This is a genomic window from Natrinema gari JCM 14663, from assembly GCF_000337175.1.
In the GTDB taxonomy this organism is placed as follows: Archaea; Halobacteriota; Halobacteria; order Halobacteriales; family Natrialbaceae; genus Natrinema; species Natrinema gari.
In genome coordinates this window covers 146,061-167,156 of the sequence record NZ_AOIJ01000033.1, presented here as the reverse complement: position 1 = coordinate 167,156, position 21,096 = coordinate 146,061, and the positions used below count along the sequence as shown (strand labels likewise).

23 protein-coding genes are annotated in these 21,096 nt (G+C 63.1%); 6 read left to right on the top strand and 17 right to left on the bottom strand.

Going from position 1 to position 21,096, the window contains the following annotated elements; translation table 11 throughout:
- The 5 genes from C486_RS03870 to C486_RS03850 form a co-directional block, all read right to left on the bottom strand.
- Positions 1–441 (bottom strand): glycosyltransferase family 2 protein (locus tag C486_RS03870; RefSeq protein WP_008453264.1); only part of this gene is annotated, 441 nt, incomplete at its 3' end.
- Positions 434–1,924, bottom strand: a complete 1,491-nt coding sequence (locus C486_RS03865) for a nucleotide sugar dehydrogenase (RefSeq protein ID WP_008453262.1) — start codon at positions 1,922–1,924, stop codon at positions 434–436. The genes C486_RS03870 and C486_RS03865, both read right to left, overlap by 8 nt.
- A complete protein-coding gene (locus C486_RS03860) occupies positions 1,924–2,949 on the bottom strand; it encodes a Gfo/Idh/MocA family protein (RefSeq protein ID WP_008453261.1) in 1,026 nt (341 codons plus the stop codon). Before C486_RS03860 ends, C486_RS03865 begins: the two co-directional genes overlap by 1 nt.
- Complete coding sequence (locus C486_RS03855) at positions 2,946–4,166, bottom strand: DegT/DnrJ/EryC1/StrS family aminotransferase (RefSeq protein ID WP_008453259.1); 1,221 nt, start codon at positions 4,164–4,166, stop codon at positions 2,946–2,948. The genes C486_RS03860 and C486_RS03855 overlap by 4 nt, the downstream gene beginning before the upstream one ends.
- Positions 4,163–4,753 (bottom strand): acyltransferase, encoded by a 591-nt coding sequence (locus tag C486_RS03850; RefSeq protein WP_008453257.1) that lies wholly within the window; start codon positions 4,751–4,753, stop codon positions 4,163–4,165. The genes C486_RS03855 and C486_RS03850 overlap by 4 nt, the downstream gene beginning before the upstream one ends.
- Before the next feature lie 470 nt (positions 4,754–5,223).
- On the opposite strand from C486_RS03850, the gene C486_RS03845 reads away from it, so the two are divergent.
- On the top strand, positions 5,224–5,760 hold the full coding sequence (locus C486_RS03845; protein ID WP_008453255.1) for a DUF7344 domain-containing protein: 537 nt from the start codon (positions 5,224–5,226) through the stop codon (positions 5,758–5,760).
- Positions 5,761–5,979: 219 nt separating this feature from the next.
- On the opposite strand, the gene C486_RS03840 is transcribed toward C486_RS03845, so the two are convergent.
- The 3 genes from C486_RS03840 to C486_RS03830 form a co-directional block, all read right to left on the bottom strand.
- The gene (locus C486_RS03840; protein ID WP_008453253.1) at positions 5,980–7,167 is read right to left on the bottom strand and encodes a DUF1616 domain-containing protein; all 1,188 of its coding nucleotides are present in this window, start codon (positions 7,165–7,167) and stop codon (positions 5,980–5,982) included.
- Positions 7,168–7,443 carry a PadR family transcriptional regulator gene (locus tag C486_RS03835; RefSeq protein WP_008453250.1) on the bottom strand — a complete coding sequence of 92 codons (276 nt, stop codon included), beginning with the start codon at positions 7,441–7,443 and terminating at the stop codon, positions 7,168–7,170.
- Positions 7,444–7,663: 220 nt separating this feature from the next.
- Positions 7,664–7,996 (bottom strand): winged helix-turn-helix domain-containing protein, encoded by a 333-nt coding sequence (locus tag C486_RS03830; protein WP_008453247.1) that lies wholly within the window; start codon positions 7,994–7,996, stop codon positions 7,664–7,666.
- A 603-nt stretch (positions 7,997–8,599) separates the two neighbouring features.
- Here C486_RS03830 and C486_RS21540 point away from each other — a divergent pair.
- Together C486_RS21540 and C486_RS03825 are read left to right on the top strand one after the other, a co-directional pair.
- Positions 8,600–8,761 (top strand): DUF7563 family protein, encoded by a 162-nt coding sequence (locus C486_RS21540; RefSeq protein WP_007109247.1) that lies wholly within the window; start codon positions 8,600–8,602, stop codon positions 8,759–8,761.
- A gap of 354 nt (positions 8,762–9,115) precedes the next feature.
- Entirely contained in the window at positions 9,116–9,619 is a 504-nt protein-coding gene (locus tag C486_RS03825; RefSeq protein ID WP_008453245.1) for a DUF7344 domain-containing protein, read from the top strand.
- 213 nt (positions 9,620–9,832) lie between these two features.
- Here C486_RS03825 and C486_RS03820 read toward each other — a convergent pair whose 3' ends face one another.
- From C486_RS03820 to C486_RS03810, 3 genes are all read right to left on the bottom strand, one after another.
- Positions 9,833–11,572 (bottom strand): DUF7282 domain-containing protein, encoded by a 1,740-nt coding sequence (locus tag C486_RS03820; RefSeq protein WP_008453244.1) that lies wholly within the window; start codon positions 11,570–11,572, stop codon positions 9,833–9,835.
- Between the two features lie 223 nt (positions 11,573–11,795).
- Positions 11,796–12,296 carry a helix-turn-helix transcriptional regulator gene (locus C486_RS03815; RefSeq protein WP_049910097.1) on the bottom strand — a complete coding sequence of 167 codons (501 nt, stop codon included), beginning with the start codon at positions 12,294–12,296 and terminating at the stop codon, positions 11,796–11,798.
- A gap of 491 nt (positions 12,297–12,787) precedes the next feature.
- Positions 12,788–13,777: an NAD-dependent epimerase/dehydratase family protein gene (locus tag C486_RS03810; RefSeq protein WP_008453237.1), complete on the bottom strand. Its 990-nt coding sequence runs from the start codon at positions 13,775–13,777 to the stop codon at positions 12,788–12,790.
- A gap of 149 nt (positions 13,778–13,926) precedes the next feature.
- Between C486_RS03810 and C486_RS03805 the strand changes: the two genes are divergently transcribed.
- The 3 genes from C486_RS03805 to C486_RS03795 all read left to right on the top strand — a co-directional run bounded on the left by C486_RS03805 (position 13,927) and on the right by C486_RS03795 (position 16,229).
- A complete protein-coding gene (locus C486_RS03805; protein WP_008453235.1) occupies positions 13,927–14,307 on the top strand; it encodes a hypothetical protein in 381 nt (126 codons plus the stop codon).
- Between the two features lie 137 nt (positions 14,308–14,444).
- Positions 14,445–15,812 carry an allantoinase AllB gene (allB, locus tag C486_RS03800; RefSeq protein ID WP_008453234.1) on the top strand — a complete coding sequence of 456 codons (1,368 nt, stop codon included), beginning with the start codon at positions 14,445–14,447 and terminating at the stop codon, positions 15,810–15,812.
- A gap of 177 nt (positions 15,813–15,989) precedes the next feature.
- A complete protein-coding gene (locus C486_RS03795; RefSeq protein ID WP_008453232.1) occupies positions 15,990–16,229 on the top strand; it encodes a hypothetical protein in 240 nt (79 codons plus the stop codon).
- Positions 16,230–16,708: 479 nt separating this feature from the next.
- Here the strand turns inward: C486_RS03795 and C486_RS20810 are convergent, their stop codons facing one another.
- The 6 genes from C486_RS20810 to C486_RS03775 form a co-directional block, all read right to left on the bottom strand.
- Positions 16,709–17,092: a hypothetical protein gene (locus tag C486_RS20810; RefSeq protein WP_152419122.1), complete on the bottom strand. Its 384-nt coding sequence runs from the start codon at positions 17,090–17,092 to the stop codon at positions 16,709–16,711.
- Positions 17,093–17,166: 74 nt separating this feature from the next.
- Complete coding sequence (locus tag C486_RS20805) at positions 17,167–18,456, bottom strand: hypothetical protein (RefSeq protein WP_152419121.1); 1,290 nt, start codon at positions 18,454–18,456, stop codon at positions 17,167–17,169.
- Between the two features lie 80 nt (positions 18,457–18,536).
- Positions 18,537–19,607, bottom strand: coding sequence for a quinone-dependent dihydroorotate dehydrogenase (locus C486_RS03790; RefSeq protein WP_008453228.1), 1,071 nt, complete (start codon positions 19,605–19,607; stop codon positions 18,537–18,539).
- 86 nt (positions 19,608–19,693) lie between these two features.
- Entirely contained in the window at positions 19,694–20,026 is a 333-nt protein-coding gene (locus C486_RS03785) for a (2Fe-2S) ferredoxin domain-containing protein (RefSeq protein WP_008453225.1), read from the bottom strand.
- The gene (locus tag C486_RS03780) at positions 20,023–20,805 is read right to left on the bottom strand and encodes a CbtA family protein (RefSeq protein ID WP_008453224.1); all 783 of its coding nucleotides are present in this window, start codon (positions 20,803–20,805) and stop codon (positions 20,023–20,025) included. The genes C486_RS03785 and C486_RS03780 overlap by 4 nt, the downstream gene beginning before the upstream one ends.
- On the bottom strand, positions 20,805–20,990 hold the full coding sequence (locus C486_RS03775) for a CbtB domain-containing protein (RefSeq protein ID WP_008453223.1): 186 nt from the start codon (positions 20,988–20,990) through the stop codon (positions 20,805–20,807). Before C486_RS03775 ends, C486_RS03780 begins: the two co-directional genes overlap by 1 nt.
- Between the last annotated feature and the right edge of the window lie 106 nt (positions 20,991–21,096).

Below are 21,096 nucleotides of genomic sequence, written 5' to 3'. Positions count from 1 at the left end.
CTCGGGACGGAGCAGCCGGTTGCCCTTGGCGTACTCGACCTCGCCGGTGACGACGGGGTCGACGATCCGATCGAGGATGGCGGGGTCCATCTGCCCGTCGCCGTTCATCACGGCGACGACGTCCATCCCGTCCTCGGCGGCGCGGCGGTAGCCCGTCTTGACCGCCGCACCGTAGCCGCGGTTCTCCGCGTGACGGATCGGGACGACGCGCCGGTCGTCGCCGCCATCGGCCGCCGCGACAGCCGGCAGTGTCTCGCCCTCGGCTTCCTCGTTGACCCGCTCGGCGGCCCGCCTGATGACCGCCCAACTGTCGTCGGGCGATCGGTCGTCGACGGCGTAGATCCGGTCGACGAAGTCGGGTACCGTCTCGATGACGCGGCCGACGAACGACGCCTCGTCGTATGCCGTGACGACGACGCCGATCCGGTCTCCCTTATACATCGTTCTCTCCGCCCGGCGTCGTCCTCGACGCTCCACGGTGGCTCCCCGCGTCGCCGCGCGCTCCGCTCGGCGGCCGTCCGTCGCTCGAGCCAGCCAGGTCGTATTCCCGATGGGCCGTCTCCGAGAGATCGACCGCGTCCCGGCCGTCGACGACCACCATCGGCTCGAGCGCGGTCCAGTCGATCCGATCGAACGCCGCGTGGGGCGTGACGATCACGGCGGCGTCGAACGACTCCGCAGCCAGCCCGTCGATCGCGACCGGTCGCGCGCCGTAGTCGGCCGGATCGACGAGCGGGTCGACGCCGGCGATGTCCGCGCCGTGCTCGCCGAGGGCGTCGATGAGCCCCAGCGCGGGCGAGGCACGGATCTCCTCGACGCCGGGGCGATACGTGAGCCCGAGGATGACGACCGAGGCGTCCGCGAGGGCGATACCGGCCCGCTCGAGTTCCCGCTCGAGGCGGTCGGCGACGACCGCCGGCATCTCGTCGTTGACGCGGCGGGCAGTCCCAGTCACGGCCAGCGGCTCGTCGGTTCGGCCGAGCAGGAAGTGCGGATAGTACGGGATACAGTGGCCGCCGACGCCCGGACCGGGGTCGTGCAACTGACACATGGGCAAGTCGTTTGCCGTGTCGATCGCCTCGCGAACGGAGATCCCGAGCTCGTCCGCGAGGCGGCCGAGTTCGTTCGCCAGGCCGATGTTTACGTCGCGGTAGAGCCCTTCGAACACTTTGACCGCTTCCGCGGTCGTCGCGTCCGAAACCGGGTGGACGTCGTTGTCCGAGAGTTCCTCGTAGACGATCGCCGCGGCGCGAGTGCTCGCCGCGTCGACGCCGCCGACGACCTTGGGGTACTGGCCGCGGATGTCCCGCAGCGCCGTCCCCGAGGACGTGCGTTCCGGACAGAACGCGAGCCCGAACGCGTCGGGCGCGAGTCCGCTCTCGCTCGCGAGATGGGGCCGGAGGACATCGCGGCAGGTCCCCGGCGGAAGCGTCGACTCGGCGATCACCAGGTCCCCCGGGGCGAGTCCGGCGGCGATATCGTCGGCAACTGACTCGACGGTCGTCAGGTCCGGCTCGTTCTCGTCGTCCAGCAGGGTCGGGACGATGACGACGTGAATCCGCGCCGCGGCCGCCGCCGCCTCGCCGTCGGTCGTCGCCTCGAGTCGGCCGGCGTCGACCTGGGCGGCGACGAGGTCGTCGAGTCCGGGTTCGCCGCCGACGTGACTCCCGCCGCTGGCGATCGTGTCGACGACCGCGGGGTCGACATCGACACCGGTCACGTTACCCGTCGTCTCGGCGTACACCGCCGCGAGCGGGAGTCCCATCTTGCCGAGCCCGTAGACGGCAACCGGCAACTCTCCGCTGGTCACCCGGTCGCGCTGTCGCTCCGGCGGGTGACTCGAGCCGTAGAGCCCGCCGGTCGTCCGCCCGCCGAAACCCCCGGATCGGCGCGTCGGTTCCTCGTCGACCGAACGCTCCGCCATCAGACCTCCACCTCACGTTCTTTCGGCGGGGCGTCGCCCGTCTCTTCCGACGGTCCCGTCGCGAGCCGATCGATCACCTTGACCGTCTCGAGGGCTGCGATCCCGTCTTCGGCGGTGACTGTCGGCGTCGACCCGGTACGAACGGCCCCGACGAACGACTCGAGTTCGTTGCGAAGCGGCTCGCCGCTGTCGACGCGGGGTCTCTCGACGACGCTTTCGTGGCGGTAGCGGGGCTGGCCGTCGTCCGCGACGTACTCGGGGTAGGAATCGCGGTGGATCAACACCGACTGCTCGAGGTAGTCGACCTCGACGAGACACTCGCGGGCGGTGACGGTGAGCGTTCGGATCTTCTTCTGCGTGAGGCGACTCGCCGTCACCGTCGCGATGACATCATCGTATTCGATGGTCGCGGTGGCGTACTGCCCGTTGTCGGTACCCATCGCGGCCAGCGAGTGTGGCTTGTCGTCGAGCAGCGAGCCGACGATATCGATGTCGTGGACCATCAGATCGAAGACGACGTTGCCCGGGGCCGTCCGATCGATCGGCGGTCCGAGGCGCTCGGCCTCGACGCTGATCACGTCCAGATCGTCGATCAGCCCCGCGACCGTCTGCACCGCCGGGTTGAACCGTTCGATGTGGCCGACCTGAAGGACCAGTCCCGCCTCGCGGGCCTGCTCGGCCAGTGCGCGGCCCTGCTCGACGGTTGCCGCGATCGGCTTCTCGACCAGCACGTGGACACCCGCCTCGAGACAGGTCGAAACCGTCTCGTAATGGGCGGGCGTCGGGACGGCGACCGTCACAACATCGCAGCGGTCACACAGCGTCTCGAGCGCGAGCGCGTCGGTCCCGTATCGCGTCGCGATCGTCTCGGCCACGTCGTCGTCGCGGTCGGTGACGCCGACGAGTTCGACGCCGGCGAGTTCGCCGTAGACGCGCGCGTGGTTTTCGCCCATGGAGCCGACGCCGACGACGCCGGCCCGGATCGGTTCCTCCCTCGTCGCGTTCGCTCGGTGGTCCGTACTCATTGGCTGGTGAAGTGATCGCGTACTGCTTCGACGACGGTCCGCCGGTCGCGCTCGGTCAGCCCGGGATGGACGGGCAGGGAAAGGACATCGGCGGCGGCCCGTTCCGCCTGCGGTAACGACGCGGCGGCCGTGCTGACCGTTTCGTAGGCCGGCTGGCGGTGGATCGGCGTCTCGTAGTAGACGCCGGTCTGGACCTCCCAGTCGCTAAGCGTCGACTCGAGGGCGTCCCGCTCGTCGGTCCGAACCGTATACTGGTGGTAGACGTGCCGTGCGGTCGCCGGTTCCGTCGGCGTCTCGAGGGGGAGGTCGGACAGCCGATCGTCGTAGTATGTCGCGTGTTCGCGCCTGGCACGGTTACACGCCGGGAGACGCTCGAGTTGGGTGCGACCGATCGCCGCCGCCACGTTCGTCAGCCGGTAGTTGTGGCCGAGAGCGACGTGTTCGTAGCCGCCGGTCCCGTCCCTCTCCCGACCGTGATTGACGTACCTCGCCGCCCGCGCGGCGATGTCGTCGCGGTCGGTGACGATCATGCCACCCTCGCCGGTGGTCATGTTCTTCGTCGGGTAAAACGAGAAACACGCGGCATCGCCGAACTCGCCGACGCGCCGGCCGTCGATCTTCGCCCCGTGGGCCTGACAGGCGTCCTCAACGACGAACAGGTCGTGTGCATCGGCCAGTTCGCACAGCGCCGGCATGTCGGCGGGGAGCCCGTAGAGGTGCACGGGGAGGAGTCCGACGATATCGTTCCGCTCGCCGAGGACGCGTTCCACGTTGGCCGGGTCCAGGGTGTACGTCTCGGGATCGATATCGGCGAAAACGGGCGTCCCCCCCGCCAGCCGAATCGCGTTTGCGCTCGCCACGAAGGAAAACGGCGAGGTGAGCACCGCGTCGCCCGCTTCGACCCCGATCGCCTCGAGCGCCGCGTGGAGGGCGGTCGTTCCGTTGGCGGTCGCGACCGCGTCGGTCGTTCCGCAGTAGCTCGCGAATTCCTCCTCGAAGGCCCTGACTTCGGGGCCGTCGGCGAGTCGCCCCGCTTCGAGGACCGACACGACGCGCTCGATGGCGTCGGCGCTGAGTTCGGGGTCGGCGATCGGCACCGGCGTCGACGCGCCGTCGCGGTCGAATTCGGGCTCGGCGTCGACCGCTTCGGTCCCCGCGCCGGCGCTGGTGGCCTCGACGGTCGCGTCGCCCTCGGGAGTGGGTTCGGTGTCGGTCATGCGAGCTGGTTGGCCCCCTCGAGCGACTCCGGTAGTTCCCGAACGCTCGCCGGCGTCCCGACGGCCAGGCTCGCTGCCGGCACGTCCACCGTGACGACGGCCCCGGCCGCGACGAAGGCGTTTTCGCCGATCGTCACGCCCGGCAACAGCGTCGCGTTCGCGCCGATCGATGCGCCGTCCTCGATCGTCGGTCCCTCGAGCCCGTCGTCGGTCCGGACGGGGTACTCGTCGTTGGTCAGCACCGCTCCCGGGCCGACGAAGACGTTGTTGCCGATCGTCGTCTCGGTCGGAACGTAGACGTTCGTCTGCAGGCTGACGTGTGAGCCGATCGTCGTCCGCCCGTCGATGACCGTCTTGGTGCCGACGAGCACGTCGTCGCCGATCGTCGTCCCTTCCCGGATCAGAACGTCGTGACCCGTCGCGAACTCGTCGCCGATCGTCACGTCGCCGTAGACGATCGAGCCCGTTCTGATCGTTGCCCCGTCGCCGATCCGGGTCGGCTCGTCGAACCCGCCGTAGCCGACCGTCGCCCCGTCGTCGATCGTACAGTCGTCACCGCGGGCGACATCGCGTACTGCCTCGCTCATCGCCGACCCCCTCCGTCCGCACGGGAGCCGCCCCAGTCGCCGCTCGAGCGAACGCGACGGCAACACAGCGCCGTGTCCGTTCGGCCCGCTACTCGAGATCGTGGTCGGTCGCGTATTCCTGTCATAGTGAATCGATACCCGCGTGGGCAATCGTGCTCAAACAGCCGGTAACGAGGCTTTGTTATCCCCGGCCTGCAGGCCTCGTAGCTCCGAACTACAGTGTCGTCGAGACGGCCAAACGACGGTTGCCGGTCCCCAGCCCCGTGGGGCGGCGAACGGCCGCTCGAACCGTCGTCGATCCGTGAACCGTCGAGTAAGGCGTCAGTCACGGCCGCTAACTGGTACAATACCGTTTCGGGCGGGTAGCAGAGTGATAGTAAAGTGGGACACGCTGGCATCGTGTGCTGTGAGGAATCCGACTTCACCCGTCAGACGGGACCGGGATCCGATCCGATACGAGGAGGGCACACATGGCTGACAGCGAACTCACGCAAGCGAAACTGTTCGACGTGTTCAGCAATGCGCGCAGACGCCGAACGGTCCAGTACCTGAAACGACAGGGCGGCACCTGCGATCTCGCACCGCTCGTCGAGCAGGTGGCTGCCTGGGAGAACGATGCCGACCCCGACGACGTGACTCGTACACAGCGCCGGCGGGTCTACATCTCGCTGTACCAGACCCACCTGCCGATGCTCGAGGATCACGGCATCGTCGACTGGGACCCGGACGGCCACGAGATCGAACTCCTGCCGAGCGAGGACCGTTTCGAACCCTATCTCGACCGGCATCTCGAGGACCGGCGGCCGTGGCACCGGCTTTACGCAGCCGTCGCGACGGTCGGCGTCGTCGCGTTCGCGCTCTCCGCGCTCGCGATCGGTCCGCTGACGATGTCCGCCGCACCGGTCGTCGCACTGGCAGTTTGCGTCGTCGTTCTCGGGCTCTCGGCAGCACAGTACGTCTCGCGTCGTCCGGGGATCGAGCTCCCGATCGGGCGTCCGAGCCGCTAACCAGCGTCAGTGTCCGCTCTCCACGCGGGAGCCGTCACCCCGTCGTTCGGCGGGACGATCCCGCCGTCTCCGCTCGTCGTGACTTGTCTTTTCCCATCAAGCCACCGTCCCCGCCCTCGAGCCGGGGACCGGTGACCCACGCATCACTCCCGCCGGTCCGGACCCGGTTCCGACGGGACGTTCGCGGCTCCGCCACCGGTGGCAGCCCCGAAACGCGGTTCACTCCTCGGTCACCGTCACCCAGAAGTGGGTCTCCTCGGCGGCGTTCCCGTTCGTCGGCGTCGCCGGCGGCTCACCCTCGTAGAGCAAGACGCTGATTCGAACCGTTTCCCCCGCCTCTGCCGTCGGCGTTATCGTCCGCTCCCCGGACCCCGTCGCCCCGTCCGAGACGCTCGCGTCGATCCGGCGTAACTCCGTCCGGTCGACGACCGTCCCGTCCTCGAGGGTCTGTTCCTGAACGACGGCCGTGTAGTCCCGCTCGGCACCCTCCTGGTTCTCGATGGTGATCGTCAGCGGAATCGACTCACCGGGCTCGATCTCGTTCGGGAGCTCGCCGGCGACGACTTCGCCGTCCTCATCCTCGCTGTAGAGCGCGAGTTCGGTGAACCCGCCCGCCGTCACGGGTAGCAGGAACGCGACGAGCAATGCGCTGACCGCCGTCCCGATCGCCAGCACGAGCAGTATCGACGACGCCGTCGCGGTCGTGCCGTCGCCGCCGATCGTCTCGAGGCCCGCGAGCGGTGACACGGCAAACCGATCGCCGTCCGGTACCCGAAGCCGCCGGACGACGCCGATCTGTGCGACGGCGACCGTTCCGAACCCGAGGGCTGCGGCGATCGATGTCGTCGTCAGCGCGAGTCCGAGAAGCGGTAGTAGCAAGACGATCAGGGGCACGACCGCCAGCGAGAGGACGAACGCCAGCCCCATGCGTTCGGTCCCGTCGATCCCACGTGGACGGCGCTCGGCGGCCGTCGCCGCCGTCTCGCGTGTCTCCCGCTTGCCGGCCGGAAAGAGGACCGAGACGAGCGCATAGCCCGGGAGAAACAGGGCGAGCGGAACGGTTACGAACAGCCGGAGAGTGCTCTCGCTCGCCATCGCCGTCACGAGCAGATAGGCGACGACCGCACCGATCGAGACGGCCGCGAGGTCGACGGGATAGCGACGAACGACGTCGAACCGAGTCCAGGGACTCGTTTCGTGGCTCATCGACGATCCACCGGCCGCTGGTCGGCGTTCGATCTCCGCACGGACAGTACGCGTGGCATTCTCGTCGGATCGAACCACCTTCCGGTTCTTTGTTATGGCCGCGCTACCGATCACAACCGGCTGCTGCTCGGTTCGGGGTCGGACGACGAGCGGGACGCTCCGTCGGGCCTGCGCTGGGCCGCTCCGTTCGCGTTCGAGCACCTAGAAGTCGACGTACTGCGCTTCCCACTCCCGGCGCTCCTGAATCCGCTGTCGACCGGATTCGGTGATCGCGTAGTAGTTCGTTCGTCTGTCGAGTTGTCCCTTCTCGACCAACTCCTTGTTGACGAGTGTGTCCAGATTCGGATACAGGCGCCCGTGATTGATCTCCGAACTGTAGTACTTCTCGACTTCGTCTTTAACCGTCTGGCCCGACGGTCGGTCAGCACCTGCGATCACGTACAACAGATCGCGCTGGAAGCCGGTCAGATCGTGCATTGTTCAATCACACTGACCGTTCTACTGAGTAGATATTTGTTATCCGTATCATACAGGCGTCACCGCTCGCATTTAAACGGGCTTACTCGAGCGAAAGTACTCGTTCGACGACCGGTCGCGCCGTGTCGTCCGTCGGACCGTCGCCCGCTCGAGCGGCACCGTGGTGCGATCGACCGGCGTACGGTTACGGGCCGAGCGATGTGCCTCGATCCGTCGCGGATTACTCGTCGGCGTCCGACACCGCAACATCGATCCCGTCGGCGTCGATCCGGACGCGGAGGACATCGACGGTCGCCTCGTAGGCGGTCGTATGTGAGCCGTCGTCGTCGAACCGCACGCACTCGGCAATGAGCTCGCTCTCGAGGAGATTGTTGATTCGTCGGTAGACGGTCGCCGAGGAGCTATCCGTTCGTTTGGTCAGTTCTTTCGCCGTCTTCGGGCCCTCGCTCGTCGCGATGAGGATCGTCCGGGCACAGTCGTCCCCGAGGACGTCGAGCTGGGCCGCGTGGTCGGCAGTCGACTCCGATCGCGTGTTACTCGCTTGCGTTGACATAGTCGTAGTCACCCGTCCAGGACGGGCAGGGGCCGTTCGCTCTGCACGAGAGGTGACGATACGAGACGGGCGGCGGTTGGGCCACCACTGTCGGGGATTCCACCATTACATTCCGGCACGAAAATCGGTAAGCGATAGTGGTATTTTATAACGATGTACCTTATCCCCTGCCGCCAGTCGGCTGCACGACGTAAAATCGTATTTCGCTCCGGAAATTACTGCTTTCGACCCGTCCCCCGACGGGTCAATATCCTGTTTGAGAGCCGACTGCCGTCCAACGCGGCTGAACTGGGATTGATACGACTTGTCGATCGATTTCGAGACCGCGCGTTTCGAGCGGTATGAGCGCTTCTCCCGGGCATAATGAGGCGCTTTCTCGGTTCTCAAGCGCGCGCTCAGGGTGAACGGTCTGCGTCCTTTATTCGCGTTTGCTCCCCTTGGTTCGATGATGCCCGGGCGGGTATCGCGACGGATCGGCGGCAGCGTCGGCCGCCGGGACCGCGGGCGGCACGGATCGGTCCCGTCGGCAACGCGACGGAGCGCGACTCGTCCGAGTACACACCCCCACAACCCATGAACTCCACACAACACGACTGGAAGCCCATGGAATCGTCGACAGCCGGTGCCCGCTGTCGAAACTGCGGGACGCACGTCACACAGCAGTTCGCTCGCGTCTTTGGCGACAACGGCGATATCGTCCACGGCTGTCCATCCTGTACGACGTATCGGGAGATGCAGTCCGGCGGGCATCTCCCGGGTGACTGACCACTACCGCTATCCGCCGGTTTGATTTCGCCGTTTCGACGCCGATCGACGAGGCTTTTTGCTCCATCTCTCCCGATACCGACCCGATAGCACGGCTGCTGGTCTCATCCTCCACGCTCCGTTCTCGTTCCAGCGCTGTCCGTCTCCGATCGCGGGACCGACACCGCTCTCGAGAGCTCGCCGTCGCTGACTGTATCCGCTCCCTACGCGGACGGCCGCATTACTCGTGCTCGCGGCGTGAACCGACCGACAACGTAACCTGCAAAAGTTAAAGTTAGTGGTGAGTGAACTGGGGAGACATGGTCACAGGTGGTGGATCGCCCCTCGAACACGCCCGTCCCTTCTCCCTGATCGATGTCAGTCCAAACGGACAGAACTGATCCGCTCGAGGAGAGCGAAGTGTTTCACATCCTCGGCAACGACAGACGACGTGCGATCGTCCAACTGCTCGCGGAGGAGGGCGGACAGATCGATGTCTCCGACGTCGCAACCGAAATCGCCGCCACCGAATCCGACACGACGCCCGTCCCGAACAACCTCTACAAGAGCGTCTACGTCTCCCTTCAACAAACGCATCTTCCCCAACTCGAAGAGGACGCCGTCATCGAGTACGATTCCGACGCGAAGACGATTCAGTCCGGCCGTCACTTCGAGGCGGTCCTCCAGTACGTCGACGGTCACACGACCGATCACTCGCGAATCTTGCGGTTCCACCTCGGACTCTGCGTGCTCGGCCTCGCCGTCATCGCGGTGGCCGGACTCGACCTGCCCGTCGTCTCGCGCGTCGATCCCGTGCTCTCGAGCGTGCTCGTCTTTCTCGCCGTCGCCGCGAGCAGCCTCTATCGACTGCTCGGCTGAGGGCCGTCGCGGCTGTGCTTCGCGTCTCGTGACCGCCGACTCGATCCGCTCCGACCACTAGTAGTACCGGTGCCGTAAGCACTGTCGCGGCGCTCGAGGAGCGGAACGAGCAGCGAAGAAATCGATTCCCGGTCGCCGTTCGGTGGACGCACACCGTCGCCGTATCGCCTGCAACGGCGCGAAAAGACGCGCTGTCCGTTGGAGTCTCCTCGGTTAGGCCGTCAAGCCGTCGTCGGTGTCGTTCGTCTCGTTGTCGTCATCGATCTCGTCCGTGTCGTCGAGATTGTCCGTCTCGTTGAGTTCGTCGTCGGTTTCGTCATCGATACTGTCCACGTCCTCGTCAGTATCGATCTCGTCGATCAGTTCGAGTATCGCGACCTCACCGGCCTCATCGGTGAGGATCATGTGGATGTACGAGCCTGCCTGCAGCGCGCTCGTCTCGACCTCGAACTCGACGTCGTCACTCTCGCCGCTGTCGAGAGTCACGTTCTGCTCGGCGACGAGGTCTCCCTCGAGCCGGAACTGGACGGATTCGGTGCGTTCCTCGTCGCTCGGGTTCTCGACGGTCGCCGTCACCGTGATGTTCTCACCGACCGTGGCACTCTCGGGGGCCTCGAGATCGCTCACCTCGAAGGCCTCGGCCGTCACGTCGTCAGCAGCGTCGTCGTCATCAGTTTCGTTGTCAGTCTCGTCACCGAACAGCCCGTTGTCATCGGTGTCGTCGTCAACCGGTACCTCGTCCTCGTCGTCGGTTTCGTTATCGAGCGGTTCGTCGTCGGTGTCGTCGTCAACCGGTACCTCGTCTTCGTCGTCGGTTTCGTTATCGAGCAGTTCGTCGTCGGTGTCGTCGACGATCGGCTCCTCGGTGATGTTATCGATCTCGTCCGGCAGGTCGTCGGTATCGATATCGTCACCCACGACGAGTACGTACACGGACGTGTTCTCGGCGTTTAGGTCCTCGACCGTGAGGTTCTCGACCGTGACGAAGACCGGGCGGTTATCGGCATCGATGGGCAGCTGATCCATCGGCTCGTCCTCGACGGGTTCTTCCTCAACTGGCTCTTCTACGACCGGCTCGTCGTCGGTTTCGTTGTCGAGCGGTTCCTCGTCAACGGGTTCCTCGTCGGTTTCGTTATCAACCGGCTCCTCGTCAACCGGCTCTTCTTCGACCGGGAGCTCGTCGGTTTCGTTGTCAACCGGTTCCTCATCAACGGGTTCCTCGTCGGTTTCGTTATCAACGGGTTCCTCGTCAACCGGCTCTTCTTCGACCGGAAGCTCATCGGTCTCGTTGTCAACCGGTTCCTCGTCGACGGGCGCTTCGTCCGCCACGCCATCGACGGTGATCTCCGCATCGTCGGTCACCGGTTCGTTATCGGCCGTGAGGTATGGCCCGTCGGCCTGTCCGTCGGTTTCGACGAAGTCGTACGTCTCGTTGTCGTTCGTGTCGCGATGCGGCATCGCGATCAGCGTCTCGTCTTCCTCGAGCGGCTCGTCGAGCGTGATCTCGATGTTCTCGTGCGTGCCCGCCTCGAGGTAGGTCGAGCTGCCGATTACGCTGTCCACGACGTTGCCGACGAGGAGGCTGCTGTCGTGGATCGCCACGAAGCCGCCGCTCGCGAGCGTGGCGTTCTCGACGACGACCGTGTCGTTGTCGATCGCCTGATCGTTAAACGTCACGTACGCGGCTTGGTTCCCGTCGGAGTCGGTATCCGGCTCGAGTTCGCCGTCGTCGGACGCGTTGTCCTCCAGTCCGGTCGCCGTCTCCGACCGATCCTGGCTCTCGGCTACTGATTCGTCCGCCGATTCGATGTCTGTCCCCTCGTACTCGTCCTCGCTGACATTGTCGCCCTGTTCGACGGTGTCGCCGCCCGTTGCGGCTGCCACCATCGCCCCGCCAGAGCTGACGACCATCAGCGCGGTAAGTACGACGAGTAACTGATTGCGTGCGTTCATAGTTGCCCGTGAAGGCATCCATCCCGTCGTTCCTTCGGCGGATAAACCAGCAGAACCATTACGCTACGAAATCGAATACTACGGCCCACCATCGGCGTCTTCGCGAACGGAAACCAACGATTGCTGATAGGAACGACCGCCTCCTCGTTTCCGCCGCCCGCCGATCGACGGATGCCGGACCGCCGTCGTTCGATCTCACGAGTCGTCCGGAGCAGTGCAAACGCTAGTCGTCGTTCACCTGTTCGGGTGACTTCGACGCCGTCGGTTCGTGGCCCGGGAGACAGACCAGGTTCTCCCGCCCGAGCCGCAGTTTCGTAATCCGGCCGTCGTCCTCGAGATCGGCGAGCAGGCGGCTGACCTTGGCTTTCGACCAGTCGACCGAATCGACGATCTGCGACTGTTTCATCCGACCCCCGTTCTCCCGAAGGAGTTGCTGCACCCGCTCCCGGTCGGTTACGAACTCCTCGCGGCTCGGCTCCGAGTCAGCCGCCGCCGAGGCCGGTTCCTCGTATCGATTACGAGCGACGAGTATCCCACCGAGCACTGCGAGCGCGACCATACCGGCAATGGCCGCGAGATGGGCACCCCCATCCAGTTGGAGCGGCCGACCCACTCCCAGGAGAACTCCGGACCACGAACTCACGGTGATCGTGGACGCGACTGCACCACCGCTCGACGACCCGTATGCGTCGCGGAGCGTGGAACCCCGTCGTCGGCTGCTCATGGCTGTGAACGGTCTACAGTCATGTGATTCATGTCCTGTACCGTCGTGATCTGTCCACAAATTGTTTTTTATAATACATAGTTTGTTAGCGTGTTTCCGGTATCTCACGACACCTGTGAGTTCAACGCACCCAACGTGTCGGTCTCCACGGTCGATCCGAACCGGACAGCCCCGTTCGGCGGCGGAACGCCGGCGCGACGCGAGGACGGACTGCTGTAACACTCGCCGGGCATGGTATAGGCGGCCTTTGCTCGACAGACTGAATAAACGCAACCGGACGTTTGGAACGGTTAGCGCGGATTCATTCCGGATTTAGCCGGTAACAAAACGTTGGTGTGAGTCTCTCCCGATCGGACACGACCGAGCGATTCGCCGGTCCGGTGCCGTTTGCGTCGGCGTTTGCGCGTCGCCCATCGGGCACAGACGAGGCGTATGAGCTCTGCGGCCCGGTCGAGCGCAACCGCCGGCCACGAGCGCACCGGTTACCCGTCTCAGCGATACGACCCGTCGCTTCGGTTCGGCTCGAGGGCGGTGGCGGTCTCCGCGTCGGCCGGATCGGATCGATCGTGGCCGACCAGCGACCGGATGCCCGATTCGATACCGACCGTGGCGTCGAACCCGAGTTGGCGGGTCGTTTTCGACGTGTCCGCGCCGCTGTGTCTGATATCGCTGGTGCGAGGCTCGCGGTGGACGATCGTCGAGTCGGAGCCCGTGATCGTCCGGATCGTCTCGGCGAGGTCCAGAATCGTCGTTCGCTGTCCCGTCCCGATGTTGTACGCCTCACCGACCGCGTCGGTCGTGGCCGCCCGCAGGTTCGCTCGGACGACGTCGCTGACGTGGACGAAATCGCGACTCTGCCGGCCGTCGCCCTCGACCGTGATCGGTTCGTTCGCCCGCGCCTGCTCGAGAAACGTCGAAATTACCCCGCTGTAGGGCCCGCGCTGGCGCGGCCCATAGACGTTGAAATACCGCAGTGCGACGGTCTCGAGTCCGTACAGGTCCTCGTAAAGGCGAGCGTACTGGTCGACCGCGAGCTTCTGGACGCCGTACGGTGACGTCGGCGTCGTCGGTGCCGTCTCCGGCACCGGCAGCGTTTCGGGGTGGCCGTAGACGGCCGCGCTCGAGGCGACGACGACCCGCGCGTCCTCCTGGCGGGCCTGCTCGAGGACCAGCAGGCTCGCCTCGAGGTTCGTTCGGTTGCTCCGCCGGGGGTCGTCGACGCTTTGGGTGACGCTGACGAGCGCGGCGTGATGGAAGATCACGTCGACGCCGCGGGCCGCCTCCTGCAGGGCGATCGGGTCACGAACGTCGCCCTTGATCACTGTCACGTCGTCGGGCAAGTACGCGCGGTCGCCGGTCGTGAAGTCGTCGAGCACTCTGACCTCGTTGTGGGGAGACAGGGCCTCGACGAGGTGACTCCCGATGAAGCCCGCACCGCCGGTCACGAGGATCGTGCTGTCGCGGATCGCGTTCGAGTCCATTTCCGCCCACCACCAGTCCCGCGCTGTTTAGTATCGCACTCGTACCGCCGCTGTGCCGGTGCTCGCTCGAGGAGAAGGGATCGCTTACAGCCCGAACGTCAACGCTGATCGGGAACACGTATCCGTCCGACGGCCGACAGCTCCGATAAATGTCGATCGCCATCGGCCATTTCGCGTTCGGGGCGGCGATGACGACGCTGGTCGTCACGTATCTCGTTCCGACCGACCGGTATCCGCGCACAGTGATCCTACTCGGTGGTGGGTGGGCGATGCTTCCCGACGTCCACTGGATCAGCCCGATAGCCGCGGAGCGACTTTCCGCGTTCCATCGAACGTCCGTCCTGACGGATATCTTCTGGCTCCACCGCACATGGGACCGGATCGACCCGACCGATTCGAAGTCGATAGCTGCCGTGTTGCTCGCGTTTTTGATCGTCGCGACGGCCATCGCGGAACGGCGCGACTATCGCGCCCCGGCGTCGGTCAGAGCCGCCTATGAGGAGCAGTTGTCTTCCGAATCGACCGACTGAGGACTCGGAGCGGTCTCACGTTCGACACCCACAAACCGGACGCGGACCCACGTCGGACACGTTCCGGCTGCGAGGGACACCGCGGCGGCGGTCCGTTTGGGGAAGCTATATGCGCGGCCCTCGGCAATCCCACCGTAATGACCGTGGATCTCGTCGTGCGCAACTGTACCGTCGTCACGCCCGCGGGACGGACGTCCGACGCGGGCGTCGCCGTCGAGGACGGGGAGATCGTCGCCGTCGGTCGGAGCGACCGGCTTCCCGAGGCCGACCGCGTCCTCGACGCCGAGGGGAACGTGCTGGTCCCCGGCATCGTCGACTGTCACATCCACAACCGCGAACCCGGCCTCGAGTACAAGGAAGACTGGGAATCCGCGACGCGCGCGGCGGCGGCCGGCGGCGTGACGACCGTCGTCGGGATGCCGAACACGGACCCGGTGATCGACCGGCCCGAGCACCTCGCACTCAAATTCGAGCGCGGCGAGGCGTCGGCTCACGTCGACTTCCAGAGCTACGCCGTCGTCACCTCGGAGAACCTCGATCTGATCCCCGAGATCGACGAGACCGGCGCGCTCGGGTTCAAGATCTTCCTCGGGTCGACGGTCGGCGATGTTCCGCCGCCAAACGACGGCGAGATCCTCGAGGCGATGGAGCGAATCCGAGAGACGGGCAAGCGACTGGGCTTCCACGAGGAGAACGGCGAGATCATCGACCACTACACGGAGCGGTTCAAGGCCGAGGGGCGAAACGAGCCGATCGACCACTCCCACTCGCGGCCCGTGATCGCCGAGCGCGAGGCCGTCGAGCGGATGATCACCTTTGCCGAGGAGACGGGCGCGAAAATCCACATGTTCCACGTCTCCTCCGGCTCGGCCGCCGAGGCCGTCGCCCGCGGCAAGGACCGGGGTGTCGATGTCACCGCCGAAACGACCCCCCACTACCTCTGGTTCACCGAGGACGTCATGCGTAAGAAGGGCAACGTCGCGCGCATTCAGCCGCCGATCCGGGACGCCGAGGAGCGCGAGATACTCTGGGACGTCGGCATCGATCAGGGAACGATCGACTGTCTCGCGACCGATCACGCGCCCCACACCCCGGCGGAGAAGAAAGTCGACGACCCCTTCGGCAACACCTGGGACGCGATCTCGGGGTTCGTCGGCCTCGAGACCGAGGTCCCGGCCATGCTCCCCTTCGTCGATCAGGGCCGACTCACGCTCGAGGAGTGGGTGCGCCGCCACTCGACGCGACCCGCGCAGGTCTGGGACATGTATCCACAGAAGGGGTCGCTCCAGGTCGGCACCGACGCGGACTTCACGATCGTCGACCCCGACCGCGAGTGGACCCTCGCGGACCGAACGGAACTGCACTCGAAAAACTGCGTGACGCCGTTCGAGGGTGAGACGTTTACCGGCAAAGCGATCGCGACGGTCGTCCGCGGGAACGTCGTGGCCGAGGACGGGACGGTCGTCGGCGAGTCCGGGTACGGAACGCGCGTCGATGTCGACTGAACGGGCGTCTCGGTGCTACTCATCGGCCGCGGACGGCTATCCACACGGAATCCTGCGGCAAGCCTCGAGGGAGCGGTCGTTCAGGAATCGTCGTCCACGCGCGTTTTCAGGTCGTGAAAGTGGCAGCCGGTTTATATTCATATGCCGACTCTCCGGTCTCAGTAGGGAACGGCAGCCATGAGTAACGAACGAGCCGAAGCCGACGAGAACGACGAAACGCACGGAACGGACAAGACCGAGCAGCTCCGGTCGGTGTTTCTTTCGGTCACCGGCGGCGAGGAAGAGTCCGTCGTCGAACCCCAACGAGAGGAGCCGCGCACGCGAGAACTGCGAGGCGAGGAGCGGACCGACGAGGCCGTCGGCCCCGCGGAACACCATGGACTCGACGACGCGATCGACGATCCGGAGCCGGGCTGATCGGATCGCCGACGACACGCGGAGTGGTTCGATTCGACGAGTAACTAGTTCCATACCACGACAGCGACAACCAGATGTCCGCAACCCAGTTAGCGATCGAGGCGACCGATTTACGGAAACGATTCGGCAACACGCTCGCCGTCGAGAGCGTCGACCTCGCCGTCGAGCGGTCCGCAAGGGGCTTTCCTTCAGCGCTCGTCTGTACCCATGCGCGTCGAACACAAACGTGATTTCCCGGCGAACAAAGTCCGTTGAGCACGTGATTCGGCAAGCCGAACCGCAACCTGCGGTCGTCCTCAAACCGCGAACTACTCTCGAGTATTCTGCTGGATAGGTTGCAAGCATAGTGTAACTAAGCCCCACTGTGGACCACCCCCAGCATCGCGTGGATCAACAACGCCGAGCACGTAGACTCGTTGCTGTTGTTGTGATTTACTTGAACTGCGTTCTACTGCTCTTCGACTGTAAAGGAAAAATTCTCAACCACAATAATTTTCATCAAATTGTATTCTCCCATCGTTCCTAACTCTAATTATGAGTTCTTGATCATCACAATTCCCCATTGAGAAATCATATGTGTCTGTTGTGTCCGTTGTGTCTGTGGAGACAGTAGCCTCGACTTGATAGTCTCCACCTTCTATAATATTTTCTCGGAAAATAGTTGCGTCTCTATCCATTTCATACTCCTCTAAAAATACTTTTTTCCCCGACCTACGTATTTCCACATTGATCATTACTTCCTTCCCCGACCAGTTTAATATGTTTAAAGATACCGTGCCAGGTTCTCCAAAGGAAAAGCAGCCTGTTATTGGGATGAAGAAACCTACTACAGACCATACAATATGTCTACGTCTGAATTCCATGAATAAATAATAAATCTCCTATAATATGATTGTTTCCCACAATTCTTATATGATAGTTCTGATCTCCTATAATATCAACTGTTATTGTTTTCATCTCCTATAATATCAACTGTTATTGTTTTCTCTTGTGTATCTGTTTCGCTATATACCCCAGTTCTATCTCCAGTATGACCATTCATTTCAATTATACTCCATGACGATGAACACTCAACCTTCACTTCCTGTTCCCCATAGTTTTTGGCTGCATTAATATCAAAATAGACCCCTCTACATGACCTTTGGTCTGTCGGGAAAGAATCTAATGGGAACTCCCATTCTGTATCTCTATGAGAATTATTGAATTCTGGTGATTGAGCATTATTGTTCATAGATATTGAAAAGCCTGCTGAGATTGGACCGTAACCGGCAGAGATTGACAAACCAAAGTTAAATTCACTCCCATCGCTATGGGAATCAGATGGGTAGGGGTTATTACTATATAAGTCATCGTTTTGCCACCCACTCTTATATGACAAATCAAAATAATACCTGGAACTTCCTGGTAATAGCATATGGCAAGTACCTCCCCTACATTTATCATAGTCATTCCTACTATAGTCAATTTCGGGGATTTTTGGATAGAAATTCTGAATGTTCCACCTATTCCACCCATTTGCAGGTATTTGTTGAGCAAAATGGTCCTTACTTCCGTCTGCAGTCACATAGACGCAATGTTTATAATATTCTTCTGTATGATCTGACCACCCACGTTGTGTATTATTAAACGTTATTAAATCATAATCGTCATCCGTGCAGTTATCTACATCACAAGTGCCTTGAGTTTCAGACGTTGGTTTTATTTCCTGTCCACCTTTGAACTCCTTGGAGTCCACATGTTTTTTATCTGCCCTATACTCGTTCAGTAATCTTTTTACACTTGATCTTTTTTGATTGGATTTTCGCTCTAGTGCAAACGCGATTCTATCAAGTTCTGGATACCGGATCACACCCGTTAAAGAGGATTCCCCAAATGATTTGATTTTTATTTTCTTTGGCCTATTGTAATCATTCTCATTTTCTTCTTCCTTCTCAAATTGTGTCTCTTTAACAGACTCTCCGATATTCTGTCTACTAATGCTTTCGTAAGTCTTTTTAGGCCTATTTACACTAAATTTATCTCCATCAATAATCAAATCCCCGTCAATACCCTTATTATGTGATATTTTCCCATGTGCTATCCCTATAATTTCATGCGTAGTTGGATCATATGCAACTCCTTCGTACTGAGTGTCGGAGTCAGACCCTTTGACTTGAGGGATAGCAGCCGTACTAATACCAATTCCGCTAATTGATTTCAATACACTTCGTCGATTATTGTTACCCATGTCTACATTATAGAATCCCAACTATACAGAAATAAATCCTTCGCTCAATAAAGAGATTAGAAAACCCGATCCCTGCTCAGTTAGTCAAGATCAGCGCCGACCGCGTCCTCGACCGACGAGAAGCCGTCACGCTCGAGCAACGCTGCCAGTCCCCGGTTGATCCGCGTCGCGGTCGACGGGCCCTGGTAGACGAACCCGGTATACAACTGGACCAGGGAGGCTCCGGCGCGGATCTTTTCGTAAGCGCTTTCGGCCGAGTCGACTCCACCGACGCCGATGATCGGCAGGTCACCGTCGGTATAGTCCGCGAGTGAGCGGATGACGGCCGTCGAGCGATCCGCGAGTGGCTTCCCGCTGAGTCCGCCCCACTCCTCCCGTCGGGGCGACGCGAGGCCGTCGCGACTCGTCGAGGTGTTCGTCGCGACGATACCGTCGAGGTCGAATTCCTGGACGATGTCCACGAGGTCGAACACGGACTCCGCGGGTTCGTCCGGACCGATCTTGACCAGGATCGGCACGTTCCGGTCGTTTTCCGCCTCGAGCGTCTCGAAGATCGTCCGGAGATGCTCGGGCGATCCCTCGTCGAACTCGTCGGGCGTGTTCGGACAGGAGACGTTCACGACGACGTAGTCGGCAAAGGGCGAGAGCCGATCGAAAACCCGCCGGTAGTCCTCGATCGCCTCCCGTTCGCTTGAGGAATTCATCTTCCCGACGTTGACCCCGAGCGGGATGTCGGGCGTGCCGTCGGCCTCGAGCCGGGATTTGACGCGTTCCATCCCCTGGCCGTTGAATCCCATTCGGTTGATCATCGCCTCGTCCTCGCGCAGCCGGAAGAGTCGGGGGCGGTCGTTGCCCGCCTGCGGATACGGCGTGACGGTGCCGATCTCGACGAAGCCGAAGCCAAGCGCCGCCAGCGCGTGGGTCACTTCGGCGTTCTTGTCGAAGCCGGCGGCGACGCCGACCGGGTTCGGAAACGTCGTGTCGAACAGGTCGACTTCGAGGGCCGGATCGTCGTATCCGTAGGCGTAGGACAATGCCGTTCGCGTCGGCCACGTCGACTGGGCTGCCCGGAGCGTCCGTTTGCCCAGATCGTGGGCCGTCTCGGCCGGCAGCGTGAACGCGAGGGGACGAACCCGCGAGTACAGCGTCATTGCCGGAACATGAGGGTGGACGACAGGTAAACGTCCCGAACCGCTCGAGGCCATTTCCGACCGGGCACCGCCGCCCTCGTCGCTAGTCACCCCTCGTCGCGAACCTGGTCCGCATCGGGACCGAACTCGGACTCAAGCAGGTCCGGAACGGTCTCGGGTGTCACGTCCGAGTACCACGTGTTTCGTGGCTGGATCGTAATCGCGGTTCCGCCCTCGCTGCACAGCCCGAGACACGAGGTTTCACTGACGGAGACCGTGGTCCAGAAGGCGTCGCGCTCCCGTAGCCAGTCTTTGACCGCCGTGACCGTCTCCTCGGCACCGGCCGCGCCACAACTCGCGTACTCGCCGTCGTGGTCGTTGGTACAGACGAAAACGTGCGCGTTGAGGCGGTCGCGGCGTTCTTCGGTCCGATCCTTCATGGGCTTGTGAGCAGGTCGTCGCGTCGGTCCGCGGCCGGACGGACGCCGGCTCGCGTCTGGAGCCAACCGAAGCAGCCGGCGACGAGCGACCAGAGCGCGGCCTGACTCAGTACGGTTATCCCGCGGAAGGCGGTGACCAGCTCCGCCGGCATCGCGTCGATTTCGACGATCGTCGGCGCGGCGACCACGGTGATCGCGACGAGCACCACGATCGGGACTGCAGCCGCCACGGCTCCGATCGGCCGGCTCCGAGCAGAAACGCGCCGGTAGCCGTAGATCGATCCGGCGGCGACGACTGCGCCGACGGCCATCATGCCCGCGTAGAGCGCGCTCCGGAACGTGGGATCGAACGCCTGCTCGGCACCCGGCGTCGTCGGCGGCAGCACCAGCCACGGAGCGAGGGAAACGGCGAAAAAGCCGGCCCCAGCGAGGACGTAGGTCTTGACCCGCCCGCGGCCGGGCAGCGCCGGCTCGAGGAAGTAGAAGGCGAGCGCGAAGGCACCGCCGAGGAGGATTCCCCAGAGGACGCCGCTACCGATGCTCACGGCGGCTGTCGTCGCTTCGCTGACCGCGTGGGCGTGCTCGCCCGCCTCGTGTGCGTGTTCGCCGGCGGCATGGACGTGCTCGCCGGCGGAAGCGTGGGCACCGTGTTCGCCACCCTCGGCAACCGTCTCCATGTAGCCGAGCAACGGGTTCGCGACCAGCGCCATGTAGAGGCCGTACGCGAGTCCCGCGATTACCCCGGCCAGCACGCCCCGCTCGAGATAGTCGACGAGCATCAGTGACAGGTGACGCCGACGGCGTGACGGAAGTTGTGCATCGAGTCGTGAGCTAGTGGCTCCTGGAGGAACAGCAACGTAAACGTCAGTGCCGCGACGAAGGCAAAGACGGCCAGCAACTGGCCAGTTGTGAGTTCGTCGCGTGCGATTCCGATTCGATCGTGGACGGTTTCAGTCGTGGTCATGCAAGTCAGTTTTCCCTATTGAAACTACAATTGTAAAACTACCGATCGTCCGGCGGCAGCCACGAGCGCCACTCTTTTCGACGGTTCGGTGAGCACGCAGCGAATA